The 24344-nt window shown below is 49.9% G+C and carries 25 protein-coding genes; 4 read left to right on the top strand and 21 right to left on the bottom strand.

Annotated features, from left to right (window positions below; all coding sequences use genetic code 11):
* Positions 1–27: 27 nt before the first annotated feature.
* The 7 genes from FGT79_RS15735 to FGT79_RS15765 all read right to left on the bottom strand — a co-directional run bounded on the left by FGT79_RS15735 (position 28) and on the right by FGT79_RS15765 (position 6454).
* A complete protein-coding gene (locus FGT79_RS15735; RefSeq protein ID WP_138753777.1) occupies positions 28–2409 on the bottom strand; it encodes a YcdB/YcdC domain-containing protein in 2382 nt (793 codons plus the stop codon).
* Positions 2410–2551: 142 nt separating this feature from the next.
* Positions 2552–3841, bottom strand: coding sequence for a phospholipid carrier-dependent glycosyltransferase (locus tag FGT79_RS15740; RefSeq protein WP_138753778.1), 1290 nt, complete (start codon positions 3839–3841; stop codon positions 2552–2554).
* Positions 3842–3846: 5 nt separating this feature from the next.
* On the bottom strand, positions 3847–4191 hold the full coding sequence (locus tag FGT79_RS15745) for an EamA family transporter (protein ID WP_138753779.1): 345 nt from the start codon (positions 4189–4191) through the stop codon (positions 3847–3849).
* Positions 4191–4535, bottom strand: coding sequence for a DUF2304 domain-containing protein (locus FGT79_RS15750; protein WP_138753780.1), 345 nt, complete (start codon positions 4533–4535; stop codon positions 4191–4193). Before FGT79_RS15750 ends, FGT79_RS15745 begins: the two co-directional genes overlap by 1 nt.
* 63 nt (positions 4536–4598) lie before the next feature.
* A complete protein-coding gene (locus FGT79_RS15755) occupies positions 4599–5381 on the bottom strand; it encodes a glycosyltransferase family 2 protein (protein WP_246096458.1) in 783 nt (260 codons plus the stop codon).
* Positions 5382–5650: 269 nt separating this feature from the next.
* Positions 5651–5962, bottom strand: coding sequence for a thioredoxin (gene trxA / locus FGT79_RS15760; RefSeq protein ID WP_138753781.1), 312 nt, complete (start codon positions 5960–5962; stop codon positions 5651–5653).
* Positions 5963–6034: 72 nt separating this feature from the next.
* Positions 6035–6454 carry an RrF2 family transcriptional regulator gene (locus FGT79_RS15765; RefSeq protein WP_138753782.1) on the bottom strand — a complete coding sequence of 140 codons (420 nt, stop codon included), beginning with the start codon at positions 6452–6454 and terminating at the stop codon, positions 6035–6037.
* A gap of 288 nt (positions 6455–6742) precedes the next feature.
* Between FGT79_RS15765 and FGT79_RS15770 the strand changes: the two genes are divergently transcribed.
* Entirely contained in the window at positions 6743–6952 is a 210-nt protein-coding gene (locus FGT79_RS15770) for a hypothetical protein (protein WP_138753783.1), read from the top strand.
* Between the two features lie 62 nt (positions 6953–7014).
* Here the strand turns inward: FGT79_RS15770 and FGT79_RS15775 are convergent, their stop codons facing one another.
* From FGT79_RS15775 to FGT79_RS15825, 11 genes are all read right to left on the bottom strand, one after another.
* Positions 7015–7692 (bottom strand): serine/threonine-protein kinase, encoded by a 678-nt coding sequence (locus FGT79_RS15775; RefSeq protein ID WP_138753784.1) that lies wholly within the window; start codon positions 7690–7692, stop codon positions 7015–7017.
* A gap of 128 nt (positions 7693–7820) precedes the next feature.
* Positions 7821–8144: a DMT family transporter gene (locus tag FGT79_RS15780; protein ID WP_138753785.1), complete on the bottom strand. Its 324-nt coding sequence runs from the start codon at positions 8142–8144 to the stop codon at positions 7821–7823.
* A gap of 1 nt (position 8145) precedes the next feature.
* A complete protein-coding gene (locus tag FGT79_RS15785; RefSeq protein ID WP_138753786.1) occupies positions 8146–8526 on the bottom strand; it encodes a DMT family transporter in 381 nt (126 codons plus the stop codon).
* Positions 8527–8532: 6 nt separating this feature from the next.
* Positions 8533–9138: a TetR/AcrR family transcriptional regulator gene (locus FGT79_RS15790; RefSeq protein WP_138753787.1), complete on the bottom strand. Its 606-nt coding sequence runs from the start codon at positions 9136–9138 to the stop codon at positions 8533–8535.
* A gap of 273 nt (positions 9139–9411) precedes the next feature.
* Positions 9412–9834, bottom strand: a complete 423-nt coding sequence (locus tag FGT79_RS15795) for a hypothetical protein (protein ID WP_138753788.1) — start codon at positions 9832–9834, stop codon at positions 9412–9414.
* Complete coding sequence (hisC, locus tag FGT79_RS15800; RefSeq protein ID WP_138753789.1) at positions 9834–10895, bottom strand: histidinol-phosphate transaminase; 1062 nt, start codon at positions 10893–10895, stop codon at positions 9834–9836. The genes FGT79_RS15795 and hisC overlap by 1 nt, the downstream gene beginning before the upstream one ends.
* A gap of 129 nt (positions 10896–11024) precedes the next feature.
* Complete coding sequence (locus FGT79_RS15805) at positions 11025–11474, bottom strand: VanZ family protein (RefSeq protein ID WP_138753790.1); 450 nt, start codon at positions 11472–11474, stop codon at positions 11025–11027.
* A 2-nt stretch (positions 11475–11476) separates the two neighbouring features.
* Entirely contained in the window at positions 11477–12190 is a 714-nt protein-coding gene (locus FGT79_RS15810; protein WP_138753791.1) for a metallophosphoesterase family protein, read from the bottom strand.
* Positions 12187–12693: a GNAT family N-acetyltransferase gene (locus FGT79_RS15815; RefSeq protein WP_138753792.1), complete on the bottom strand. Its 507-nt coding sequence runs from the start codon at positions 12691–12693 to the stop codon at positions 12187–12189. Before FGT79_RS15815 ends, FGT79_RS15810 begins: the two co-directional genes overlap by 4 nt.
* Before the next feature lie 81 nt (positions 12694–12774).
* Positions 12775–13374, bottom strand: a complete 600-nt coding sequence (mobA, locus tag FGT79_RS15820) for a molybdenum cofactor guanylyltransferase (RefSeq protein ID WP_138753793.1) — start codon at positions 13372–13374, stop codon at positions 12775–12777.
* Positions 13375–13456: 82 nt separating this feature from the next.
* Positions 13457–15130, bottom strand: a complete 1674-nt coding sequence (locus FGT79_RS15825) for a glutamine--tRNA ligase/YqeY domain fusion protein (protein WP_138753794.1) — start codon at positions 15128–15130, stop codon at positions 13457–13459.
* Between the two features lie 255 nt (positions 15131–15385).
* On the opposite strand from FGT79_RS15825, the gene FGT79_RS15830 reads away from it, so the two are divergent.
* The 3 genes from FGT79_RS15830 to FGT79_RS15840 are packed head-to-tail and all read left to right on the top strand — an operon-like array spanning position 15386 to position 18534.
* Positions 15386–16618: a hypothetical protein gene (locus tag FGT79_RS15830; protein WP_138753795.1), complete on the top strand. Its 1233-nt coding sequence runs from the start codon at positions 15386–15388 to the stop codon at positions 16616–16618.
* A gap of 24 nt (positions 16619–16642) precedes the next feature.
* Positions 16643–17389: a glycosyltransferase gene (locus FGT79_RS15835; RefSeq protein ID WP_138753796.1), complete on the top strand. Its 747-nt coding sequence runs from the start codon at positions 16643–16645 to the stop codon at positions 17387–17389.
* Positions 17386–18534, top strand: coding sequence for a glycosyltransferase family 4 protein (locus tag FGT79_RS15840; protein ID WP_138753797.1), 1149 nt, complete (start codon positions 17386–17388; stop codon positions 18532–18534). The genes FGT79_RS15835 and FGT79_RS15840 overlap by 4 nt, the downstream gene beginning before the upstream one ends.
* A 73-nt stretch (positions 18535–18607) precedes the next feature.
* Here the strand turns inward: FGT79_RS15840 and FGT79_RS15845 are convergent, their stop codons facing one another.
* The 3 genes from FGT79_RS15845 to FGT79_RS15855 are packed head-to-tail and all read right to left on the bottom strand — an operon-like array spanning position 18608 to position 24328.
* On the bottom strand, positions 18608–20617 hold the full coding sequence (locus FGT79_RS15845) for a tetratricopeptide repeat-containing glycosyltransferase family 2 protein (RefSeq protein WP_171056269.1): 2010 nt from the start codon (positions 20615–20617) through the stop codon (positions 18608–18610).
* 5 nt (positions 20618–20622) lie between these two features.
* Complete coding sequence (locus FGT79_RS15850) at positions 20623–22206, bottom strand: tetratricopeptide repeat-containing glycosyltransferase family 2 protein (protein WP_171056270.1); 1584 nt, start codon at positions 22204–22206, stop codon at positions 20623–20625.
* On the bottom strand, positions 22157–24328 hold the full coding sequence (locus FGT79_RS15855; RefSeq protein ID WP_138753800.1) for a glycosyltransferase: 2172 nt from the start codon (positions 24326–24328) through the stop codon (positions 22157–22159). The genes FGT79_RS15850 and FGT79_RS15855 overlap by 50 nt, the downstream gene beginning before the upstream one ends.
* Positions 24329–24344: the final 16 nt, after the last annotated feature.

Genomic DNA, 24344 nt, shown 5'->3' on the forward strand with positions numbered 1-24344 from the left:
TTCGGGCCTTTCATTTCATTTATGCCGCTACATTCTAATCGGAGCTTCCTTCAGCTCAGCTCGAGACTGCAAATAACGGAAGAATGCAACGGAAGCTTCTCCTCGCGTCACCTGCTTCTTAGGTAAGAACTTGCCATCGGCAAGACTCATGATTTGGAGACCCACGACGATTGCCGCTTGTCCTTTATTCTCGATTTGCGCAGAATCTTTGAACGATGACATAAAAATGTGATCGTAATTCGCAAGCGCATTATAGCCCAGCGCACGCACGATGAGCTCAGCCATCTCATCGCGCGAAACCTTGCCGCTAGGGTTGAAAGAGCCGTCTCCGAGATCGATCAAATTCTGCTCCAGCGCTGACTCCACATATAAGAAATAACTAGAATCCGCAGCTACATCGTTGAAGGACGCTTTGGCGGTCAAACGCTCACCTGCAGCTATAATTGGCGAGTTCCCGCTGCTTCTTGCAAGCACCAGCATTTTGATCAATTCGCCACGCGTGACCGCTTCATTCGGACGTACTTCGCCGTTTTTCACATCAAGCGCCTTGTAAGCAACCATCAGCTCTAATTGACGCTGCGCCCAGTGGCCTTCGATATCCTTGGCCTTAGGCTTCTCGAGCTGCGTAACCTCGCCCGTCTCCCTGTTACGCCAACTGCCCGTCTCTGCATCTAGAAATACCGCCTCGTCAATCAAACGTGGGATAAGCTGAAACACGAGCTCTGCTTCAGTATTCGTCTTAACCTTATCACTTTTCACATCTCCAGAGGCAACCATCAGCTTGTATTTCTCAATCGGAAGCGGCTGACCGTTATAATAGAATTGCTGAACAAGGCGATACGTCAACTGAATCCGATAGTAGTCAAGCCAAGCAGCAACTGCTTCTCCCTTCCCAAGTACAGCTGGGGCTTGGACTGGGTATTCAAAACCCGATAGATAAGCATCATAGCTCGTTACTTCTCCCGTACTCGAGTCCACCGTCACACTAATGCTGTCATAATCGACTGTAGCACCATGAATTTGGTGGACAAAGCTGAAATAATACCTTCGGTTCTCGCCCGCTTGCAAGCTTTCATATTGTTTAGGGTCCGGCTTGATGAAATAGAGCTCATCCGCTAACCATGGCAAACGCTTCTTCACCGTCTCGATCGCGAGAGCAGAAGCTTGCTCCAGCGTTACTTTCGGCGTACCGGATTGCCCATCGTTTGAATAGTAATAGTTATTGAAGCTTCGGATAGCGCCTGTACGTGCATCAACAGTGGCTGATGCAGATCCCGTTTCTTTACCGTCCTTCTTGATCATCCAATACAATTGCCAGAACGTCTCAGTCTTCCCAGTGCCCTCATCGTTCTGCTCGCTGTAATTAGAACCATTCAGTTCTGCTTCAGCAGGTAGCTTGAAAGCCGATTTCACCACTTCAACCGCTTGCTTCTCTGTAAAGTTGCCCGCCTTAGGCTCCTCGCCAAGCGGCTTTTCCGAAAGTGGTGTTGTGGATACCGTTCCCGCCGGGTAAGCATTCATGTTTTCGTCATCTTTCAAGCCGCCTGTAGAAGCATCGATTGCGAATGGAACAAGCCCATAACTGAGCTTTGGCACTCTTTTCCCTTGTACGTTGTAGGGAACGATATACGTAAGCTTAGGTGCAGCAGCCGCGCGTAGTTTTTCATTCGCCTGCTCTGCTGTAAGCACAGCTTCGATCTTGGGAAACTCAATCGTCTCATCCCACCGCAGCAAATAACTGCGCACATGCCCCTCACTGTCTACCTCGAGATCTATGTAGTTGTCTATGTAAGGAATTCCATTCTCGATTCGATCATAGCGGAGCGTGTGCAGCACTTCTCCAGTAAGCGGAGGAAGCAACTGCAAGCCATAATCAGGATTATATTGAATACGGTCCTTATAGTTCGCCCCAATCGACTGAATGAACCCAAGCGCTACCTGCTGCGCACTGCTGCGCTCAACTTTGAGCGGGTAAGTCGGTTTGGATGAGGTATTGTCGTTGTATGATCTGAATTCCAGTAGTTGTCCGTTCTCCGCATGAATGCGGACATAAACGCTTCCCAATTGCTTGCCATTTACCTTTTTAACAAAGTCGAGTCCCCAAGAATTGCGCTTCTCAATGCTGATTAGCTCCTTGGACAAATTCGCCCCCTGAAGCACATAATCTTTAGGAATACTGACATACTGCCTGGCAAGCGCTTCGGCCTTTTCCTTCGATATGGCTGCATCAACCGGAGCCGTATTTGCTTCATCCATCGTAACTCCTCCTGACGCAGGCGCCGCTTCCGCAAGCGCACTCTTTTCTGCTTGCGATTGCCTGCTCTCGGCGAATGCCGAAGCAGGCAATATGCTCATGAGCATCGCCGCCGACAGCATAACTGCAAGCTTCTTGCGATTATTTTTTCTCACTGCTTCACCCTCCAATGCATTTCCAATTTAATCATAAATTAGACGCAAGCTGCATGCAGGAAGTTGCAAAAATATGTTAAAAAAAGACTGCCGCGGTTTCATAACCGACAGCAGCCTTCTCCAATTTAAATGATATAAGCAGCTATGCTGCTTTCCTGCGTCTGATCACATTTTTGATCCGCTGCAAGAGGTAGACGGCAAGCCAGCTCGATAGAATAATAAACAATGGCATAACCGTGAAGTTATATCTGTATTCAGGCACAAACAGCAGCCTGATCAAAGACATAATAATAATGACTACCGCCAGCATCACCGCAGGATGCCTCCAGCGCCATAGTAGAAGCAGCAGCGGAATAAGACTGCTGTATACAATTAGCTGGTGAAAATTATGACCTTTCGGATACACGGTGAACCCTGGTTCATGACCAGACCCGAAGAACATCCTATTGTACGTATATTCAAGCTTACCTACTGTGTACCATTTCACATATTTCCAGGTTTGTTCCGTGAACCCTGCTTTAATCCTCGCCCAAGCAACTTCATCCTGAGACAGACCTGTCGGATCGACGATTTTGTCTGTGTAGTCCTTATTCGGATAGGTTCCTGCTTTGAACGGATTCGATTGTGAAGCCGTAAGCACGAACTCATGCAAGGTTACTGCATTTCGAATCCACCAAGGAAGCATCATTGCTGTTAAACAAAGACCTGTAATAACACCAAGCAAAACCACTTTTTTTGCAGTTTTCCATTTCGAGGTTGTCGCTTCCATTAGCCCAGAACGGCGTCTGAAACATTGCTGGAGTAGAAATGCGCCGTAAAGCGGTACGAATAGCGGAAGGAATTCTGCTCGCACAAGCACCGTTAAGCCGAGCAGTACGCCAGCAATTGCTGCGTCGCGCTTTCGTTCTGTACGGAAAGCGTAGAGCTGCATAGCTAGGTAGGCCATTAAGAAAAATAAAGCAAGCGTCTCTGTTAGTACAGCGCCAGTCGCCCAAATAAAGGGATGATAGATCGCTCCTATAATAATAGACAGCATCGCAACCCATTTATTACGCGTAGCCAGCATAGCAATAATGTAAATCAGAGCTAATGTAGCTACACTCAGCAGCAGCTGAAACCATCTAATTAATGAATAAGGTTCAACATTGATTGCGTCGGCAAGCAGATAAGTTCCAGTCATGAACAACGGGTAACCCGGCGTTACCCTTGCATTTGGAACCTCTTCTTTGTAAGCGTATATTCCCTTATCGAGCAGTCGATGTACCATTTCATCATAATACTTCGTATCGTGTGATACTGTATGCTTGACCGACGTAAGAAAATCAGCCCTTAGCCAGCTTGCAAGCAGAAATATAAGTACAATTGCAATCGTCCAAGCTTTGTTTTTCCTAACCCAATCTACCAAATCCTTAAATCCTCCTCTTTGTTCCATTCTGCTTATTTCCAAGCAAGGACAATAACCCCCACTAAAATAATGGCAACGCCGATCCAGCGCTGCAACGGTACTGTTTCATGAAATATGAATACAGCTGCAATCAAAGCAATAACATAAGCCATGCTTTGCAGCGGATAGGCTAAGCTAAGCGGTAATTTCTTGAGCACGTACAGCCACATGACGGTAGCGATGCCGTATAAGACAAGCCCTGACCAAATATGAGGGGACCATAACAGGGATACCCATGAATCCCCTTTGGCCGTGTCAAGCTTGTTCATCCCTGTTTTCCATAATAACTGACCCGAGACAAGCAGCAAAATATTCAGAAATAATATGATATATGCCATTAGGAATCCGACCTTTTGCGCTCATGCAATTCATGATGCAGTATTCCGAGCTCCTGGGTAAGTCGAATGACCTTCTCCGACAGCTTCGATACAATAACGGTAAGGTGCAGAATAAGAGCGATACAGAACAGTATGCCGACCAAGAAGAGCAGCGCCGGGGCATATTTAATACCGACCGCATGGGCCAATGAGTCAATGATCTGTACTCGGACAGACAAAATAAGCATAACGACCCCGAACAACAGCCAGAGCATCGAATACTGCTCTCGCAGAAGTCGACGGTTAATTAACATAATGAGTACAAACAAAAAAATAACGCTTGTGATAATCCACAAGGCTTGCATGGTGTATCCTCCTTCAAGCTTTCATGACCTTGTATTCATGCTGCATGCAGCTTTGTAAAAACGCTACGACTGTACCTCGGCAGGTTTGGTTGCCTTTAAGCTGCGTATAAAAAGCGACAACGTTACCTTAACCATATAATACACCGAACGAACCGCATTTATAGATGAAGTACCTCCGGTACGTGCATCCATGATGACTGCCACTTCACTTGTACGCAGACCACTGCGGTGAATCAGTACGATAGAATCCACCTCAGGATAATCCGTTGCGTAATCGCTTTGAAATACAGCAATCGCTCGTTTGTTTGCAGCTCTGAAGCCTGATGTTACATCAAGCACGCGCTTGCGCGTCATTGCGCTGACAATGGTAGACAATATTTTGATTCCTGCTCTCCGCGAAGCCGAAGAAAGGAAGCCCGTTTGCTCGATAAACCGAGATCCGATTGCAAGATCTGCTTTCCCACTGAGTACTGGATCCAAAATAAGGTGCAGCTGTTCCGCTTTATGCTGTCCGTCTCCATCTACCTGAACAGCGACATCATAGCCATAACGATAAGCATAACGATAACCGGTTTGCATCGCGCCGCCTATACCCAGATTCGTTGGTAGTGTAATGACAGACGCTCCATTTTGTTCCGCTACCTCACGGGTGCGATCCTTCGAGCCGTCATTGATGACCAGTATATGAGCAGACGGGCAATGTGTCTTCACATCTTTAATCACATGGCTTATACTGTGCTCTTCATTGTAAGCCGGGACGATGATCAAAATTTTTGAAGACGTCAACCCTTGCCGCAGAGACTCTCCCGTAACCATGGTGTCCTTTTTCGTCTTGACTGCGTTCACTCCATCACCACTCCATAAATCATAATTTGGGTACGCCAATTGCGCACAGTTAGTTCAATTCTACTAACAACTCTATTAGAAAGCAACCAAAGCGATTGTGAATTTGTGTAAAATATGTGTATTCCAGACGGTTTTGCAACACAAAAGTTTCTAAAAATAGTAATTTATATTAATAGAAAAGAAAGTGAAACGAAAAAAATATCGCCTGGTTAGCAGTCGCAGACTGACACCAGACGATATTAAGACGTTATTTAACCGGAAAATGTTACTTACAGCTGACCAGAAATTTTTGCTTTCAATGCGTCTTTGCTTTGAACGCCGACCATTTTGTCAACAGGTTGACCATCTTTGAAAAGAATCAAAGTAGGGATACTCATTACGCCGAACTGGGAAGCAAGCTCAGGCTGGTCATCTACATTGATTTTTGCGATTACAGCTTGACCTTCAAGCTCAGTCGCAAGCTCCTCAACGATTGGAAGCTGCATTTTGCAAGGTCCGCACCAAGGTGCCCAGAAGTCTACAAGGGAAACGCCGTTTTGAATGCTCTCGTTAAAGTTTTCTTTCGTCAATGCTACTGCCATTTCAATCATCCTCTCTAAACAATCTGTATGATAAAGGGAATACCCGTCTCACCGCTTGTTGAAACGCGTCTGCTATTCGCAAGCGTGAATTTGTTTCAACACATCCTGAATCGTTATCGCGCTGAAATGACTTTCCAGCTGCTTCTCCGCCGTACAAAATATGCCGAACATGACTTGATTCATGTTCGATCCGACGACGCAATCCATCTCTGGATTGCCCGAGCACCAGCTCGGGATAAGCGAGCCCTGTGCCATAACTCGATAAATATCAGCGAGTGTTACTACACTCGGATCAATGGTCAGTCTGTAGCCGCCGCCTGATCCTTCACGTGTATCCACATATCCGCTGCGTCGCAAACCACCCATTACCTTCCTGACGCGCGCAGAATGCGTGCCAACGTTGTCGGCAATCATATCGCTGCTAGCCATTCTATCCGGTAAATAAGCCAAGTAAACGAGACTGTGTACGGCAATCGTAAATTCGCTGTTCACTGTTTAAGGGCCTCCCTGCTTTGTACTGTAATTTTATCAGTTACAGTTCAATTTGTCAATAGACAGGCAGCCAAATTGCTTCCTTAGCATGCGGAGGGAACGTTTCACATATCCTGCTCAATATTTGGATCAGATTCAGAACATTTTTTTAATTCTCAGTCATGATTATCCGCTCTCACTGAATAAATATGAATTGTGCTTCTTCGTTCGGATCGCCATCCTAAGCCGAGCAGGCATATGCTTCCTATACCGGTTTTACTAGGTAAAACTTTAAGGAGGTGACACAACATGGCATTATTTTGGAATCGATGGATTCCCGTTCGTACAGAAGGCGGTTCTAGAGCCGAGCTTATCGATCGGTTGGCGGCTCACTTTAAAGCGAATGGATTGAAATCCAAAATTACCATTGAAGGCAATTCCTTGAGACGGATTCATGTGCTTAAAAAGGACGCTGAGCTTGCGAAGGATCTAGTCGAAGCGTTTGACAAGGAGCATTAAATCAAGCATGAAGCCCGTCAGCGGCATTCCAAACGAATGCCGCTGATGGGCAAGGGCTGCCGCTAGGACGAGCGTCCAATAACGGAGGAGCTTCTAACAAAGCGGTAGCCCTTGCGAACGCCGTTAAGCACCCATTCAGGAACCGGAATCGGTTTTTTCGATAAGAACGGCATATAAATTTTATTGTACGCTTTTTTCAAATCATCCCACATGGAACAAGGCTCTACTTTCAAAAAATCGGAAATATCGAGTACGATACCGCGCCCGTCCTGCATCATGACGTTTTTGCCATGAACATCATGAGGATGCAGGCCTCTCTGCCTCGCATAATCAAGTGCTTCGTCAATATCGTCGATGACCGATTTGGGAATAATGACCCCGTCAATAATACACTGATATAGCGTCTTGCCTTTTAGACGTTTTAATACCAAATAATAATGCCCTTTATACTCATCTGCGTGATAACACTCGGAATAAGCGGGATGGCTGCCTATCCTTGCGTACACCTCGCATTCACTCTCCCAGCCTTCACGCCCTGGTGCATATACCTTCACCGCAATATCCGAATGATCCTGGTGCGTAAATACACCAGCATAGTTACCAGCCCCAAGCAGCTTCCAGCCCTGCGGTGTCTCATCCACACGAATAGGGTCAGCGGGATCAACGCTGCCAAGCTCCAGATTAGACAATAAGGTCTGCTCCACAAGTCGGATAAATCCATCCAATTGTTTCTCATCCATGACGTAAATTCCTTCTTTCTTCTCCCGCGAACACTGTTTCCTTCATTGTAAGACCCGCAGACGCAAAAATAAAGACCGTAACCGAAAGCTTTATAGCCTTCAGTCACAGTCTCTTCCGTTTACGAAGCTCAGTGGCCTCCGCTTACTACCTTCAAACCAATAACACCAGATATAATCATCGATAAAAACAGTATTTTGCGCCAATCTCTCGATTCTCCGAAAACAAACATCCCTAATATGACGCTGCCGATTGAACCGATACCCGTCCAAATTCCGTAGGCGGTGCTGATTGGAATCGTCTGCAGCGCTTTGGATAAGAAGAAAAAGCTGACGAAGCCTGCTGCAATCGCGCCTGCCGTGCCCTTCCAGCGCCGGAAACCGTCGGACAGCTTCATAAACGTAACGCCGCCAACCTCGCCTAATCCCGATATAATTAAGAAGATCCAAGCCATGTTAAGAACCCACCTTTTCTTGCTCTAAGCTGATTTCATTTTCCCGCGCAGTCTTTGCTGACTTATCTGTGGATACAAGCTTTAATCCAACAATCCCGCCCACCAGCAAGGCAATAAAGAACAAACGCCAGAAATCAGCCGGCTCATCCAGAATCAATATACCAGCTATAACCGTACCGACCGTCCCAATTCCGGTGAACATCGCGTACGCCACGCCAATCTCAATCGTCCGCATGGCCCGTGCAAACAGCATGAAGCTGGCCGCCAGCACCACAATCGTAATGATGCTTGGAACGAGCTGCGTAAAGCCCTCCGAATACTTAAGTCCGAATGTCCAGCCTACCTCAAGAACCCCGGCTAATAATAGAAATACCCACTGCATGTTTGCTCAATCCTCTCTCGCTGTCATCGTCCATAGCTGCCACAATGATTGCCACACTTGTTTTTTCCTTTTCTCGAACAGCTCTTCCGCATAGAGCTGGTTCTCAACCAGCATACCGTCCACACATACATAGAAAGCGGCAATGAGCCGTTCCTCCTCTGCAGGTGCAAATAATCCCTCGGCCGCTCCTTTATGCAGCACCTTCGCGATCCCCACGGTCAGCTCATTCTCGTACTTCAAAAAATCCTGCCTCAGTTGATCGCGCAAATGCCTGGGCGGGACGAGTATCGTACGCTTCAAGAAAGCCTGGCCTGTCGGCATCTGATTAAGATCTGTGAAAAAATCAAATAATCGGTATACCTGCTGCTTAATCGGATCCTGCACCATATCTTCTAGAAGCACCATATACTGCTTCCGTTCTTCCGCAATAACTTCCTGAATGAGTTGGAGGAACAGCTGCTCCTTCGACTTATAGTGCGCATATATGGATGGGGTTTTAATACCCACTGCTTTGGCAATTTCTGAGAGAGCAGCTCCCTCATACCCGGACTCTGTGAACATCGTTAACGCCGCCTGCTTGATCTTCTCAGCCGTTGTCGGCTCAGCACTCATAGACTATTCCTCCAATGCACCGCACATTTCTCCTAACGAACGTTAGTTAGTTTCAATGAATTGTAAGACGATTTACACCAAATGTCAACCCCGCTGCTGCCACAAAAAAAAGCCGTACAGGCTCCTGCTTGCTCGGAGTCTCTATACAGCTTTGCGTTCACGATTGTTTTTTGACGTATAGGAAAGGATATGATTTCGCTCATACTTTCTCTATACGTTTCGCTGAAATGATGGCGTGTACAATAAGGACGCCTTCAGGCGTTTTTGCTTGGTTCAGTTATATCTATCCCACAGCATCCAGCAAACATTGACAAGCATGCCCAGTCCCAGACCTACCAGCATAACCAGTACGTTTAAAATGAGATAATAGACGAGCAGCAATCCGAAATCCGTATTTTGCTGTGACAGCGGAAGGATCTGACTGAGCACATAGGCAAGCAGAACACTAAACGGAATCCAGAACAAAAAAATAAATATCGGGAAATACCAATGACGATTACGAAACCACTTTACGATCGGCATTGCAAAAACAAGCACCATACCCGCGCAGATCAAATAGCTATTCTCCACGATTCCACTGTTGAAATACGCTGCATACATCCATACATTCCCCGCCGCGGCGTATAGAAAACTTAGCAGCAGCACCGTACGCATGGAACGCTTGAACAACATCTGCTCTTTCACTGCCTCTTCCATTACTCGCCCACAATCTGCTCTAGCGCTTGGATAAAGGCATCCATTTCTTCATCCGTCCCGATGCTCACGCGCAAATATTCATCAATCCGCGGCTGATTGAAATAGCGGACCAGCACACCTTTATCTCGCAGCTGCTGGAAGATCACTTTCGCCTCCAACGTACGATGCGAAATAAATACAAAATTCGCTTTGGAATCGGTTACCTTAAAGTTCATCGCAAGCAGTTGCGCTGTCACACGCTCACGGGTGGCAATTACACTCGCTGTCGTTTCCTTGAAGTAGGCGTCATCCTCGAGTGCAGCAACGGCTCCTGCCAGTGCAAGGCGGTCCATCGTATAGGAGTTGAAAGAGTTTTTTATACGATTCAAGCCTTCAATAAGCTCCTCGCTGCCGAAGGCAAAGCCCACACGCAAGCCTGCCAAAGAACGTGATTTCGACAGTGTCTGCACGACAAGCAAATTCGAGTAATCGCTAATCAACTCGACAGCCGACTGTCCTCCGAAATCAATGTAGGCTTCATCAATGATGACAACTTGCTCCGAATGCGCTTCTAGCAGCTTGCGGATCTGCTCAAGTGGAAGAAGCTCCGCCGTAGGCGCATTAGGGTTCGGTATAATAATCCCTCCGTTATCTGCACGGAAGTCCTGGGTTCGAATGTGAAACTGCTCGTCCAGCGGAACAAGCTCCGCAGTCAAGCCATAAAGCTTAGCATATACCTTATAGAAGCTATACGTAATATCCGGAAACAATAGCTTCTTGGCGGGATCAAAGAAAGCCGCGAAAGCAAACGCCAAAATCTCGTCCGATCCATTTCCTGCAAACACTTGTCCGGCAGGCAATCCGTAATAAGACGCCGCCGCATTCACAAGATCTTCACAGGTGGGATCTGGGTACAGACGCAGATCTGCATTCGCAGCATGCTGGATTGCCTCGATCACCTTAGGAGAAGGCGGGTATGGATTCTCGTTCGTATTCAGTTTAATATACGTTTTGTCCTTGGGCTGCTCGCCGGGCACATACGGCACAAGCGAAGCGGTTAGCGGACTCCAAAATTTACTCATTGTTGCTCTTCCTTTCGTACGGTTCATTGATAATTACTGCTTCTATAGTAACATTAATGCGGTCAGCAGAGGCAGACGGGAAAACGAGACAAGCAGCCTAGACGCCCTACTCCCCTTGGGTGGCAATGATCATTTCTTGCGAACAATAAGCTTAAGCATCAGCAAACCAAGCAGTGCTCCGAACGTGTTCAAAATAATATCATCGACATCGAAGCTGCCTACTCGCGTAATCATTTGAGACAGCTCTACAATCGTAATTAATAGGATAGAGGCTGCAGTAAGAACGAAGATGCGGCCATATTTTTTATGGAGAAGCGGAAGAAAAATACCAATCGGAATAAACAACACAATATTGCCGAACAAGTTCTTGAACCACGTATCGAAATGAAAACGATCATAATAAATGATATATTTTTTAATCGTATAGAAAGGAACGAGATTATAGCTGTAGCCTTCGCCAAAATAACGATTTCGATAAAATAACAGCCAACACATCACGAGTGCATAGCCCAAAGCGAGCACGGTAATGAATAGATTTAAAAGAAAGCTTTTGAAATAGGCATTTGGATATAATCGCATCGCTACAATCTCCAAGGCACGACATAGCTATTGAATTCGTCAGGCCCTGTTATCGCCAGTCCGTTAAGCTGATAGCCAGAAGCACAGCCTCCGTCAACGCCGATTTTCCCTGGTCCGAACCAAATGTTAGGATTGCCGTGAATATCGATTGCTTTGGTATGCCCGAAGACGACGGTCTTGCTTACGTTGGTCGGCCTGCTCAGAAATGGCTGCTTAATATAGAGAAAATCTCTAGTTGGCTGATCTTTCCAATTCAAATAATTCGGGTTAATCCCGGCATGCACATAAATGAAATGCTCATCCTCATGGTAATACGGCAACTGGTCGAGAAAGGTCATATGGTGCATATAGCGTTCATGTACAGCGGCCTTCGCCTGTTCAATAACATCACCAATTGCCCCCTGCTTGACTCCGGCATAGCTCTCGGCGGTCTGCCTTCCGCCATGTCCCGTAAATTTGATCAACGCCTGCTCGCTGCGCTCAAGCATAACATCTACCAGTCGCTCATCATGGTTTCCTTGAATTGCGATTGCGCCATCCTTCTGTACAAGGCCTATAACCTGCTCCACGACTTCGCGGCTTCGGGGGCCGCGATCAACAAAATCGCCAAGCAGCATCAACTGATCCTCACCCGGACAGTAATTCATACGGTCGAGCAAATCATTAAACGGCGTATAGGAGCCATGAATATCACTTATGACAAGGGTTCGCTTCATATGCGTCTCCCCGAGATCACGAGATCTCTCTCTATGCCGTCAAGTACTGCAACCCGCGGGAGATGCCCCCACGGTTCAAAACCGAACTTGCGGAGCAGCGCCAAGCTTGGCTCATTGTGTCCGAACACGAAGCCGAGCAGTGTACTTAGCCCCAAACGAGGACAGTCGTCAATCGCTTTCTGGATAAGCACAGACCCCAGACCCAGCTTTCGGTAAGGCTCCGCTATATAAATGCTGATCTCCGCAGTAGCAAGGTAGGCGGGCCTGCCATAAAACGATTGAAAACTAAACCACGCAGCAATCTCCCCATCCAAGCGTAGAACCCATAACGGACGGAAATCAGGAGAATGGTCATTGAACCATGCCCGTTTGCTTGCTACAGTAGCAGGCTCCAAGTCCGCTGTAACCATTCTGCTTGCAATCGTTGCATTATAAATAGCAACGATGTGCTCCAGATCGCTTAACTCTGCATCCATAATTTCATACTGTAGCTGTCTGGTCATGCTCGCCACCTCTTACCCTTCTATGTTAGTCGCATATAGACATCAATTGTCATGCTGTAAGCTTTGACAAATTATATCACATCACGAATTATGAGCTATATATTTATTGTATTCCTCCGGCGTGTTCAAATTAATAAAAGGGGAGATGAACTCCGTCTCCCTTGGATCAACCTGAACAGACTTAAGCTTGCCTAGCAGCCCCATTAAGCGAAAATCGCCCGCTGCAAGCGACAGCGATATCGCCGAAGCTGTTCTTGCATGATATAGCGCATGAAAGGGCTGACCTGATACATGAATGACGTCTGCTTCATGCTCCAGCTTCTGCAGCAGTTCGGCAAGAAGCTCCTCTGAGAGCAGCGGCATATCGCAAGCCATCACAAAAACATATCCTTCTCCAATGGCCGATAAACCGGCATGAAGACCAGACAAAGGGCCACAACCCGGATACCTATCACTGACATAGCTCACTGCATCCGCCAGTTCACCCAAACTTTCACGGTACACCCCTTCACGCTCCGTATGTCCAATGGACACTGTCACATGCTCCGTTAAACCTGCCATCTGCTTCGCTAACCGGTATATAAGCGACTTGCCGCCAATGTCCAGCAGCGCTTTGTCTGTTCCCATTCTCGAGCTTTGCCCCCCGGCAAGCAACAGCCCTTGAATATGCGGCTTCTTCATTTGTTCGTCTCCTTTCCTATATTTTAAATCGACAAAGCCCGCCGAGTACTTATGCTCGGCGGGCTTTGTTCAATAGTTGGCCTTAGGCTTTGGACGGATCGAACGAGCTCTTCAGTGAAACGATTCGGTTGAATGCCAGCTTCTCTGCTGTCGTATCTTTCGGATCTACGTTAAAGTACCCGTGACGGAAAAACTGAAACTTGTCGCCGCCAGCAGCATCCTTCATGTTCGGCTCAACGAAGCCTTGCAGCACCTCGAGCGAATTCGGATTGATGCATTCGAGGAAAGGCTTGCCTTCCTCTTCAGCCTCGCTCGTAATCAACGGCTCGAACAAACGGAAATCCGCTGCTACCGCTTGCGATGCTTCTACCCAATGGATCGTGCCTTTAACCTTGCGTTCATTAAAGCCGGAGCCGCTCTTCGTCTTAGGGTCATACGTGCAACGAAGCTCTGTTACATTGCCCGCCTCATCTTTAATAACCTCTTGGCATGTAATAAAGTACGCATGCTTGAGCCGCACCTCATTGCCAGGAAAGAGACGGAAATATTTGTTCGGCGGGTTCTCCATGAAATCATCTTGCTCAATATAGATCTCTCGCGAGAATGGAATTTGGCGCGTGCCCATTTCCTCATTCTCTGCATTATTCTCCGCATCCAACAGTTCGGACTCGCCCTCTGGATAATTCGTAATGACAACCTTCAACGGGCGAAGCACAGCCATCGTGCGAAGAGCTTTCAATTTCAAGTCTTCTCTTATGAAATGCTCCAGATTGCGTTCGTCAACGAGACTATTGCTCTTCGATACGCCAATCTCAAGGCAGAAAGCGCGAAGCGCTTCTGGTGTATAGCCTTTACGACGCAAACCGCTGATCGTTGGCATGCGGGGATCGTCCCACCCGTCTACTACCGCTTCATCAACAAGCTGCTTCAGCTTGCGCTTGCTCATGACGGTATTCGTCACGTTGAGACGGGCGAACTCATATTGGCGCGGCACAGCTGCCATCTCGCATTCAGCAACTGTCCAATCATATAATGGACGGTGGTCTTCGAACTCCAGCGTACAAATCGAATGCGTAATGCCTTCAATAGCATCGCTAAGCGGATGCGCATAATCGTACATAGGATAGATGCACCACGCATCGCCTGTGCGATGGTGATGCGTATGCGCAATTCGGTAAAGTACAGGATCGCGAAGCGTAATATTCGGCGAAGCCATATCGATTCTAGCGCGCAGCACCCTCGCGCCGTCCTTGAACTCACCAGCACGCATCCGTGCGAACAAATCCAAATTTTCTTCTACGGAGCGGCTGCGGTACGGACTTTCCTTGCCCGGCTCAGTCAATGTACCGCGGTACTCACGCGTTTGCTCCGCCGTCAAGTCACAGACATAGGCTTTGCCCTTCTTGATCAGCAAGACAGCACGGTTGTAAAGCTCTTCGAAATAGTCCGATGCGAATCGCAGATCATCCCATTCGAAGCCAAGCCAGCGGACATCCTCCTGAATGGATTCTACGTACTCGGTATCCTCTTTGAGAGGATTCGTATCGTCAAACCGAAGATTGGTTCTACCCTTGAATTCATCCGCAAGCTCAAAGTTCAGGCAGATTGATTTGGCATGTCCAATATGCAAATAGCCGTTCGGCTCAGGCGGAAAACGAGTAACGATTTCCTGTACATGGCCGCTCTTCAAATCTTCGACTACAATGTTTTTTATGAAATTCGAGGATGATGACTTATTCTCTACAGCATTCTCCATCTGCGACCAACCTTTCCCACGAAAAATATTTATCCTCCTATAATACACAAATTTCCGCAAAATTATAATACTCTCCTTAGATAGCGCGAGTTGATAGAGGCACCTAGCCCCTGCCGTTTCCAAAATATATCCGCATGGGTACATGCCGAGTCTGCATAGGCTTCATAAAAGCGAATACCGCAAGGTGAAACGGCTGTCTCCCTTCTTGGGTGGTACAGCGCGTTTCATTCCGAGAAATATAGAGAAAGTTGGAGAATGGAAGGTGAACAGGCAGTGACTGCAACTTCCTTTGTTATTTTCCCGGACGGCGGCTGGAGTAATCTCCCCGCCCCCTTTCAAAAACTGTTCGACGAGCTTAGCTTAAAGCACGCCGTTTATTTTGTTGCGGCTGAACCAATCTCTTCCCACGCTCCCGCAGCTATTCAAGCTCTGTCATTAGACCAGATAGAAGCGTTTGGCTGGGCAGAAGCCGCCGCCGTCGTCCTTCATCCCTGCTGGATACAAGCTGCGATGGCGATCGCCCCCAAGTACCTCATCGCCATGCCGGACTCCCCCCAACAAGGAGAGCCCGCACTATGGTCCAAATGCCGTAAATGGCTGTGCGCCCACTCCGACCTGATTATTGCCGATGCAGAGCCCTATTACTTAGAGCAGGCTTTCTGTACAGAGCATATATTCCTTCTGGATGGTCGCGACGAGGTAACCGACCTGCTTGCGCGGCAAGCCTTCAGTTGGACGCTCAGCGGCTTCTCTCCGAAGCCGCTCGTTCGCTTGCAGCAGCGATGTCTTGCAGAATGGCACAATAAGCGGCTGACTTCCGACTCGGAAAAGCTTGGTAAGGATAAGCTTCCCACCTTGTTTTTCCACTCGGTCTATCAATACCTCATCTATGATCTCGAACGAGCGAAGGAATCTGCACTTGCTGCATTCGAGCTAGCTGTACTGGAAGGCAAATCGGATGCGCTGTCTATGTACTACCGATTCGTTTCCGCTATCGAGCTGAAGCAAGGACTTACGAGAGCTGCTGTACAGACATACAGTTACACGGCAGTGACCGATGAGGATCGGCGTACGGTCGATTTTCTCGATGAATGGCTAAAGGAAGGTAAGGATGGACTCGCAGGCGCGCTGCTCTACCGACTGAATGATGATTATAAGCAATCGTTAGCAAGGCTGGAGCTGCTCGAGTCTGATCCTATGGCACAGCAGCTAACGATTGAATGCTATATCCAAACGGGCAAGCTCAAAAAAGCAAAGGACAGCATCAAGACAGATCAGTTGAAGCAAGGTGATGAACAACAGCAGTATTTGCTGCTGCGCGGAACCTCAGCGCTGCTTGCCGGACAGCGGCATGAAGCTATTCATTCTTTTTTGGAGGCGGCGGAACACCGGATAGAAGCACTCGGCAATATCGCGGAAATTGCTGCGTTGGACGCAGCCGTACTGGAACTGTTCATGGGACCTGCAGGCGATAGCAGTCCGGATTAAACGGAAGCGGAGGAGGATGCACTTATGAAGGATGGTCGTATTTGGCGGCGCAAACATACGGGAAACAAGCTGACGGCAATCATGCAGGTCAGGAATGAACAAGGCCGTTACTTGGAAGCGGTGCTGGCTGAGCTGTCGCAATTTGTTGATGACATCGTTATTGTTGATGATGCCAGTACTGACGACACGCACGAGCTGTGCCGCTCGTTCGATAAAGTCGTTAAACTCATCCGGCTTGATACATCCCTCTTCCGCACCGAGTGGCAGCTGAGACAACGGCTTTGGGAGGAGGCCATCACCCTAGAGCCGGATTGGATTCTATCGGTGGATGCTGACGAAATCTATGAGCAGCGTGCCGCTTTAGCCATTCGAGAGCTCATTGACCAAGACCGATACGACTGGGTAGGCTACCGGATGTACGATTTCTGGGGCTCGCTGACCCATTACCGCGAGGATGAATGGTGGACTCTTCACAAGCGGCATACGATGACATTGATCCGGTACTTGCCTGGGTATCATTATTATTATCCGCAGTGGGAGCATCATGTTCCCAGATTGCCCATTACTGCCGCCGCACTGCCTGGAATATGTACGGAATTCCGGATCAAGCATCTGGGCTGGGCCGGCAGCGAGGAGGATCGGCGGGCCAAATACGAGCGATACAAGCAGCTCGATCCATTCGGCAAGTGGGGCAGCCTCGCGCATTACGAATCGATCCTTGACCCTAAGCCTCGGCTCATACGCTGGAACGAGGAGGCGAGCCAATCATGAACGTGCCAACGCGGGATACCGTAACCATACTGACTCATAGCTATTTGGACGGATATACACAAAATCTCTCTCGCCCCTTCGGCGGAGGCCTAGAACGATATGTGCATGCACTTTGCCGCGTTATTATTCGAATGGGACTTCAACCAGTCGTCTATCAGCTCTCATATTTCGGCGCTTTCGACACCACCTACAATGGCGTTCGCGTGCGAGGATGGACGTATGAGCTAGATAACATAGCCGTCGCATTTGAGACAATGGCCGAATCTGCCGAAGGACTCCTCCTATACGGCAGCTGCATCTGGCATCCGATCCGCTACCGTCCGGGCAGCATCGGCATATGCCACGGAATCAGCTGGGATCGTCATGACATGCCTCGCGACACCAAGCAAGAGGTAGCTGGCATTATTAATGAAGCCGTCGGCCAGCTTGAGCTTATCGTTTCGGTAGACTCGCAATTTCTAACCTATTGCCGATCGGTCTGCTACTTCCCTGATCCAGCTCGCATTGCACTCCTTCCGAACGCCGTGGATACTGAGTGGTTCACGCCGATTGCGGGAGCGAATGCGGGAGCAGGCAGCGTACCGCTTCGCGTTTTGTTTCCGCGCAGATTGAGTTTTGAGCGCGGGATCGTACCGATGATGCTGCTGGCTACAACTATCCTCCGCGAATATCCCGATGTGATCGTCGAGTTTGCTGGCGAACTAGTGGAGAAAACACCGATCGCAATTGCCTTTCGCCTATGGCTGGACTCCCATCCGCATCAGAACCGAATTGAGCAGCGCGTCTACTCCTTCGAAGAAGTGCGCACCGCTTATCAGAATGCGGACATCGTCGTTATTCCTACTATTTTCTCGGAAGGTACATCACTCGCCTGCTTGGAAGCAATGAGCTGCGGAGTTCCTGTCGTGTCCAGCAACGTTGGCGGCTTAAACGATATCATCGTCGATGGCTTGAACGGCCTGCTCGTCCCTCCTCAGTCTGCAGCGCTGACAGCTGCTGTTCGCACATTACTGGACAATGAAGCGCTTCGAAGCTCAATGGGACATCTTGCGCGCCTTACAGCGCTCGCGTTCGATCAGCGCAAATGGGATTCGCAGTGGATGTCCATTATCGAAGCGCAGCGGAAGAAGCTGCTGCGCTCCTAACGTCGTTGTATACAGAGACCTGGCAGGGAGCCTATACAAGTTCGCACTCACCTGGGGTGATACCTAAAGACGTTCAAGAAAATAACGCAGACACCGCTCTCAGCTTCAGCTCCGCTTCAACCTGAAGCGCCGGCAGCGCCATGTCCTCCGGCGCTGACAGCGCGGCGCGAGCACGCGCCGCGAATGCTGCCGCCAGCCCTGCTGCGGCGGCGCGTGCAACCCATGGCACAGCCGCCGCATCAGTCGCCGCTGCGCCAAAGCTGCTTGCCGCAGCGCGCCAGTCGGCTGCTGCAGCTGCAAGCACGCCCGCGGCCAGCCGCGCGGGCGCAGAGCTGCCGCTCGCGAGCGCTATGCGCTGCGCTGCGCGGCAAGCCTGCGGTGCGCGAATAATCGCGCACCACTGCAGCGGCGGCAGAGCCGCAGCGCTGACGCTCGCAGCGCGCATAGCGCTCCATGCTCGCCAAGCGCCTACGCGCAGGAGAGCCTGCTCCGGCGGGGCTAGGTCAGTATGCGCCGTCGCTTCACGAAGCTCCAGCGCACTCAAATAAACGGCGCGCCGCCCGTCTCCCTCCGGCAGACGCTCCCACAGAGTACGCCCTTCCAGAAGCCGGCCACGCTGTACGCTAAGCAAGCCGCGCCAATACAGACTGTCGGGATCACCCTCTCCAACACAAACTGCATCGATAAGCTTTCGCATAACGGAACCCCTATCCGTATTCCCGCAGCTGTCTCCTGCTTGCATAAGTCCCTCATCCTCATTTCTACAGCCGTCGCCGGTTTGCATAAGTCCCGCATCCGCAATTCGCTCCAGAAGCAACCCGCCTGTCCACTGCAGCACCTGCTGCTCCCCTTCATGAACAAATGCATTTAACGCCTTCATAAAACGACCGCGAAGCCGCCCGTCAACTGCACTCAGCAGCAGCAGTCGCTCCCAAGCAGGCATAAAAGCAGGGTACGAGGAGATGGAGCGTTCATAATAGGCTGCTGCGTTTTCCCATTCGCCTATCCGTTCACTTGTGATGCCAGCCGCATACAGCGTGCGATAGCCGCCCGCGCCAGGTGCAGAAGAGTAATGGGCAGGTGTTATCCCGAGCCGCAATGCTCGATCCAACACCTCAAGCGCATCTTGATTTCTATCCTGCACGAGCAAGGCGGAAGCCCATGCATCATACAAATCCGGAAAATCTACAAAGCCAAGCTCCTCGATCCCCCTTCTTGCCCACTCCTCCGCCTCGCTCACCTTGCCCAACGCTTGTAGTGAATAGCTCAGCTTCAATAGAAGATCGGATGCGTATCCCTGCTCTAGCTTCAGAGACGATGCCAGCGGCGCCAGCCAAGCAGCCGCCCCGCTCCAATTGCCGTAAGTAAAACACTCTGTCCCCATTGCATACTGCAGCATGGGATCGTCCGGACTGCGCTCCAACGCAAGCTTAAGAATCCTTCCGTTCCGCTCCCGCTTCCCCTTTGCTATAACGACTTCCGCGCGGTAGCCCTCATGCCAAATCGTAAGCGGAGCGTAACCTAGCCGCTGCGCCCCAAGCTTCGCAACACTCGTTGCTGCTTCTTCATGCAGCGCACCAGAGAATCGAATACGGGGATCGTTGCGAAACAAACGGCAAACCGCATCTGTCATATAAGACTCAGCCCGCTCCGTTTGCATCCGCTGCCCGGCAGCAGAATCGATCCAACTGCAAAGCCTGACGTAATAACCCGACAGTCCGTCATTCGCGAGTAAGCCTTCCCATACAGTCAGCGAACATTGTGCCAGACGCTCATCAGCATCAAGTACCAATATCCATGGCAGCGCGGCCAGCTCAAGCCCTTGATTGCGTGCTGCTGCAAAATCATCCATCCATGCCGCGTGGACAACCTTTGCCCCGTAATGCTCAGCGATTGCGACAGTGCGATCGCTAGAGCCTGTGTCCACAATTATGATTTCGGATACATACGCCTCAGCCGAATCAAGGCATGCTGGCAGAAACCGTTCCTCGTCCCGAACAATCATACATAACGAAATCGGCAGCTTCCCGCTTGCTGGTTTGCCTAGCTCCAAATTTACGCATCCCTTGCCTTCGCCACTCATCCTCATTACCCCCAGCCTTCCCCGCGCGGGATAAGCAATCGAATGGCAGCGAAGACTTTGGCAGACGAAGCTCCTCTGAGTAATGGAGCTAGAGTACTCTGCCTATGCGGCAACGCGTCACCCGATTTCAGCTTGAGCTGGAGCTGCTCCAAATGCCGGTCAGCATGGCTGCACATTTCAATGAATAAAGCAGTAGCTTCTGCCTTTTCATCCTCTGCCGTATGACCTATGAACGACCTAGACGCCTGCTTGCCGTCATTATCTGCAAGAATAGCATCTGCTTCGGTGCGCTCAAGCCAGGTCACCAGGCCCTGCTCATCTACTCTGTTGAATAGAGCGGCATGCCACCTTACCCAAGCCTTCGCCGCTTCGCAGCAACCACAAGCGAGCATAATGTCCGCTACCTTAATAACCGCATCCTCGCTGCGGCACACCAGCTTAGCCTCAAGAATAGATGCAAGCCGCGCTTCTTCACCAACGACACGCAAATAGATACACAGCCTGTATAAAGGTGGCATAAGTGTCGAATGAAACCGCAGTGCGGCGATATAAGCCTCAATGACGCCCGGCGTATCCAGCAGCCCTTCTCTAAATCGCCCAAGCATATAGGAAGTCCGATAGGTGCCAATACCGTCCTCCGTGTGATAGTGCTGCGGTGCAGCACCAATCTGCAGCGCTTTTTCCGCAGCGCGTGCAGCCTCTCTCAACTGACCACATTGAGCAAGCGAAAGCCCCTCGTAATGGAACAAATCCGGATAATCCGAAAAATGTTCAGCACCTATGCGCGCAATTTCCGCCGCCTCCACCCATTCACTTAAAGCTAACAGGCTTCTCACCTCATATTTCACGACCAAGTGCGCATAGCTGAGCTGCTCGAACCCTGGCTGTCGACGCGCATGGCGAAAGGCTTCCAGCGCCTTGCCCGGCATGCCCGCCCGCAAATACTCGACACCGATGTTATACCGGTGGAAGCCATTGTTCGGCTCTTGCTGTACCGCTCGCTCAAGCAATTCCATATTACGCCTCAGCTTGTTTTTCTGAATAACAACATCTTGCCGATAGCCGTAATGGATAATTTTCACTTCGGTTAGTTGAAATACCGCCTGCGGCCATTTCCGAAGAATAGAAGCCGCAATCTGTTCGTGGATACTTCCCTCGAATCGGATCTCAGGATCACGGCGAAACATACGCAGCACGGGATGAACCGTACCTCCGCGCTCATCGTCACCTGCTCCAACCACATTCCATATTTGCAGGAATAGTCCCTCAACTAAGAGCGATGCCTCAGCTCGCAGTTGCCTTCCGCTATGGGCGTCAAGCTCCTCATCTGCGTCAAGAAACAAGATCCACTCTCCCTGCGCAACCTCGAGTCCTGCATTTCTTGCTTTGGCAAAATCATGCTCCCACTCCGCGAGCACAACACGCGCTCCGTACTGCTCGGCAATGGCAACCGTCCGATCCGTTGATCCCGTATCCACAACGACGATTTCGTCGACGATGCCTTGCACACTTTGAAGGCAGCTCGGGAGGTGGTGCTCTTCATCCTTCACGATCATGCATAAGGAAATCAGCTTCTGCTGCTCGACCATTCGCCCTCCTCCTTTGCATGCCATTCCATTTCGTTCTCCATCCAAGCGCAGCTATTCGCTGCTGGGCTGCATGCAGCTTATCTGCATCAGACTCTGCCCAGCTCCCATCCCATGAGCGGCTGCCTTGCGGACCCGCAAGGCTTAGCGCTTCCATAGCAAGCTGAAGGCTAGCCGCTGCCGCACCAAGCCGCATTCGACGAACGGTGTCCGATGCTGCCCACTCTTCCTGCTCCTGCTGCTCTGACACTGTGATTCCCTGCTCGAACATACCAAGCGCCTCACTAAACAGCCCTTTAGAATAGAGAAGCTCCCCAAGCCTGAACCAGTGTCCGACCTCCAGCTCACCCGTCGAAGAATAGCGACACAGCATCCTGTCCGCCGCTGCATCCTTGTAACCCTCATCATAAAGCGCATGCTCGAAAAGAAGTGCCAGCCTTTCATCATCTTGAACAAGTCGCTCGGCTAATTGAAGCATTGCCAACGAGACCGCATGACCAAGCAGCCTGCTCAGCCATGTTATCCCGTTCTCAACCCATTTCACTCGCTGCTCCTTAGGAACAGGAGATGCAAACACTGCCTTCTCTAAGCTTTTTAGATTAATCGATGCTTCTGAGCCAAGCAGTCGCATGAATCGGTCTTCATCCTCTACGGCTAGCGGACACCCGTTATTCCAGTTGCATAATAACGTAACGATTGCCGCATTCTGAACAAGCTGCCTTACGCCCTCTTTTATGGGTAGAGCCAGTGACTCCAGCATGCCAAGCAGCCGTTCTCCCGCTTCAGCAATCTTACCCTCACCAATTAGCGCTCTGGCATAGAAAATCATGTCCTCTACCTGAGAAGCTTCATCGCTTGCTGCGGGCCATACTTTTTGCCATAAAGGCAGAGCCGATTCGTATGCACCAATACGAGTCAATGATCGGGCCACCATATACTCGTTTGCTTGCTGCGTTCCCGATATGGATAATAGATATTCGCATATTTCCACATCACTTCTACCTGCAAGTTGCAAGCAAGCTGCCAGACCGTCATACCCCGGCTCAGATCGCGGATCGTCACGCAGCACTTGCTCGAACATAGTCTGCGCTTGGTCGAACAACCCGAGCGCAAGCTCTATTTCCGCAAGAGCGAGGCGAGGAAGTACGCCTCCTGCACCAGCTTCCGAGATGTACTTGCTTTGACCGCTCAGCGAATCAACTGCAATAGCATCTTCATAGGCTTTCTTAGCCTCCAGCAGCATGCCGCCAGTTCGCAACGCATCGCCATACCATAGAAATAGGTCCGCATAATCTGCATATCTACTCGTTTCCTCCGCCAATAGCGCTTCAGCTTGCCCTGTGCGCTGAAGAGACAATAACACTTTGGCGTAATCACGAACCAAAGTCGGGCGATATGGCGCCTGAACTTCAGCCTCTGCAAGCGAATGTCCAAAGGCTTCACTGGACTCAGCAAGCCTGCCCAACTGGCATAACGCAACGCCATAGTTGTAAAGGCAAAAAGGATCATTGGGACGCTCGGACAACTGCCTCGCAATGATCCTTTCATTTCTAATCGCCTTTTCCTTGCGCGCAATAACGGCTGGCTGGTAGCCATCATGCCGAATAACGATTTCGCTCTGCGCTAGCGGCCCATCCACATCCAGCCATCGCCCTGCACCACCGACAGCAAAACGAACTAATTGCTCGTGTATTTCACCCACGTAAGCAAAACCACGGTCAGCGCGAAATATGCGAAGCGCCTCATTGGAGAGCATGCTTCCCGCTTCATCTTCTTCCAATAGGTGCTCCATTTTCAGACGCAGTGCCGCTTCCCGCGTTCGCTTCAGCTCTTCCCTTAGCTGCTTGCCAGTATGGATTGAGCCTTCCAGCCATTCGTCCGCGTCTAGTACCAACACCCACAACGTTCTGGCATGCTGAAGAGCTTCATTTCGAGCCTTTGCGAAATCATCTTCCCATACAACGTCGATCACGCGAGCACCCATTCGCTGCGCGATCTCCTTTGTCTCGTCCGACGATCCTGTATCCGCCACAATCACTTCATCCGCGAATGCTTTTACGCTTTGCAAACAGCGCTCCAGCACGTCAGCCTCGTTACGTACAATTAAATGTACCCCGAGCAGCATGCGTTACCCTCCCACA

Source organism: Paenibacillus sinopodophylli (assembly GCF_005930355.1).
GTDB lineage: Bacteria > Bacillota > Bacilli > Paenibacillales > Paenibacillaceae > Pristimantibacillus > Pristimantibacillus sinopodophylli.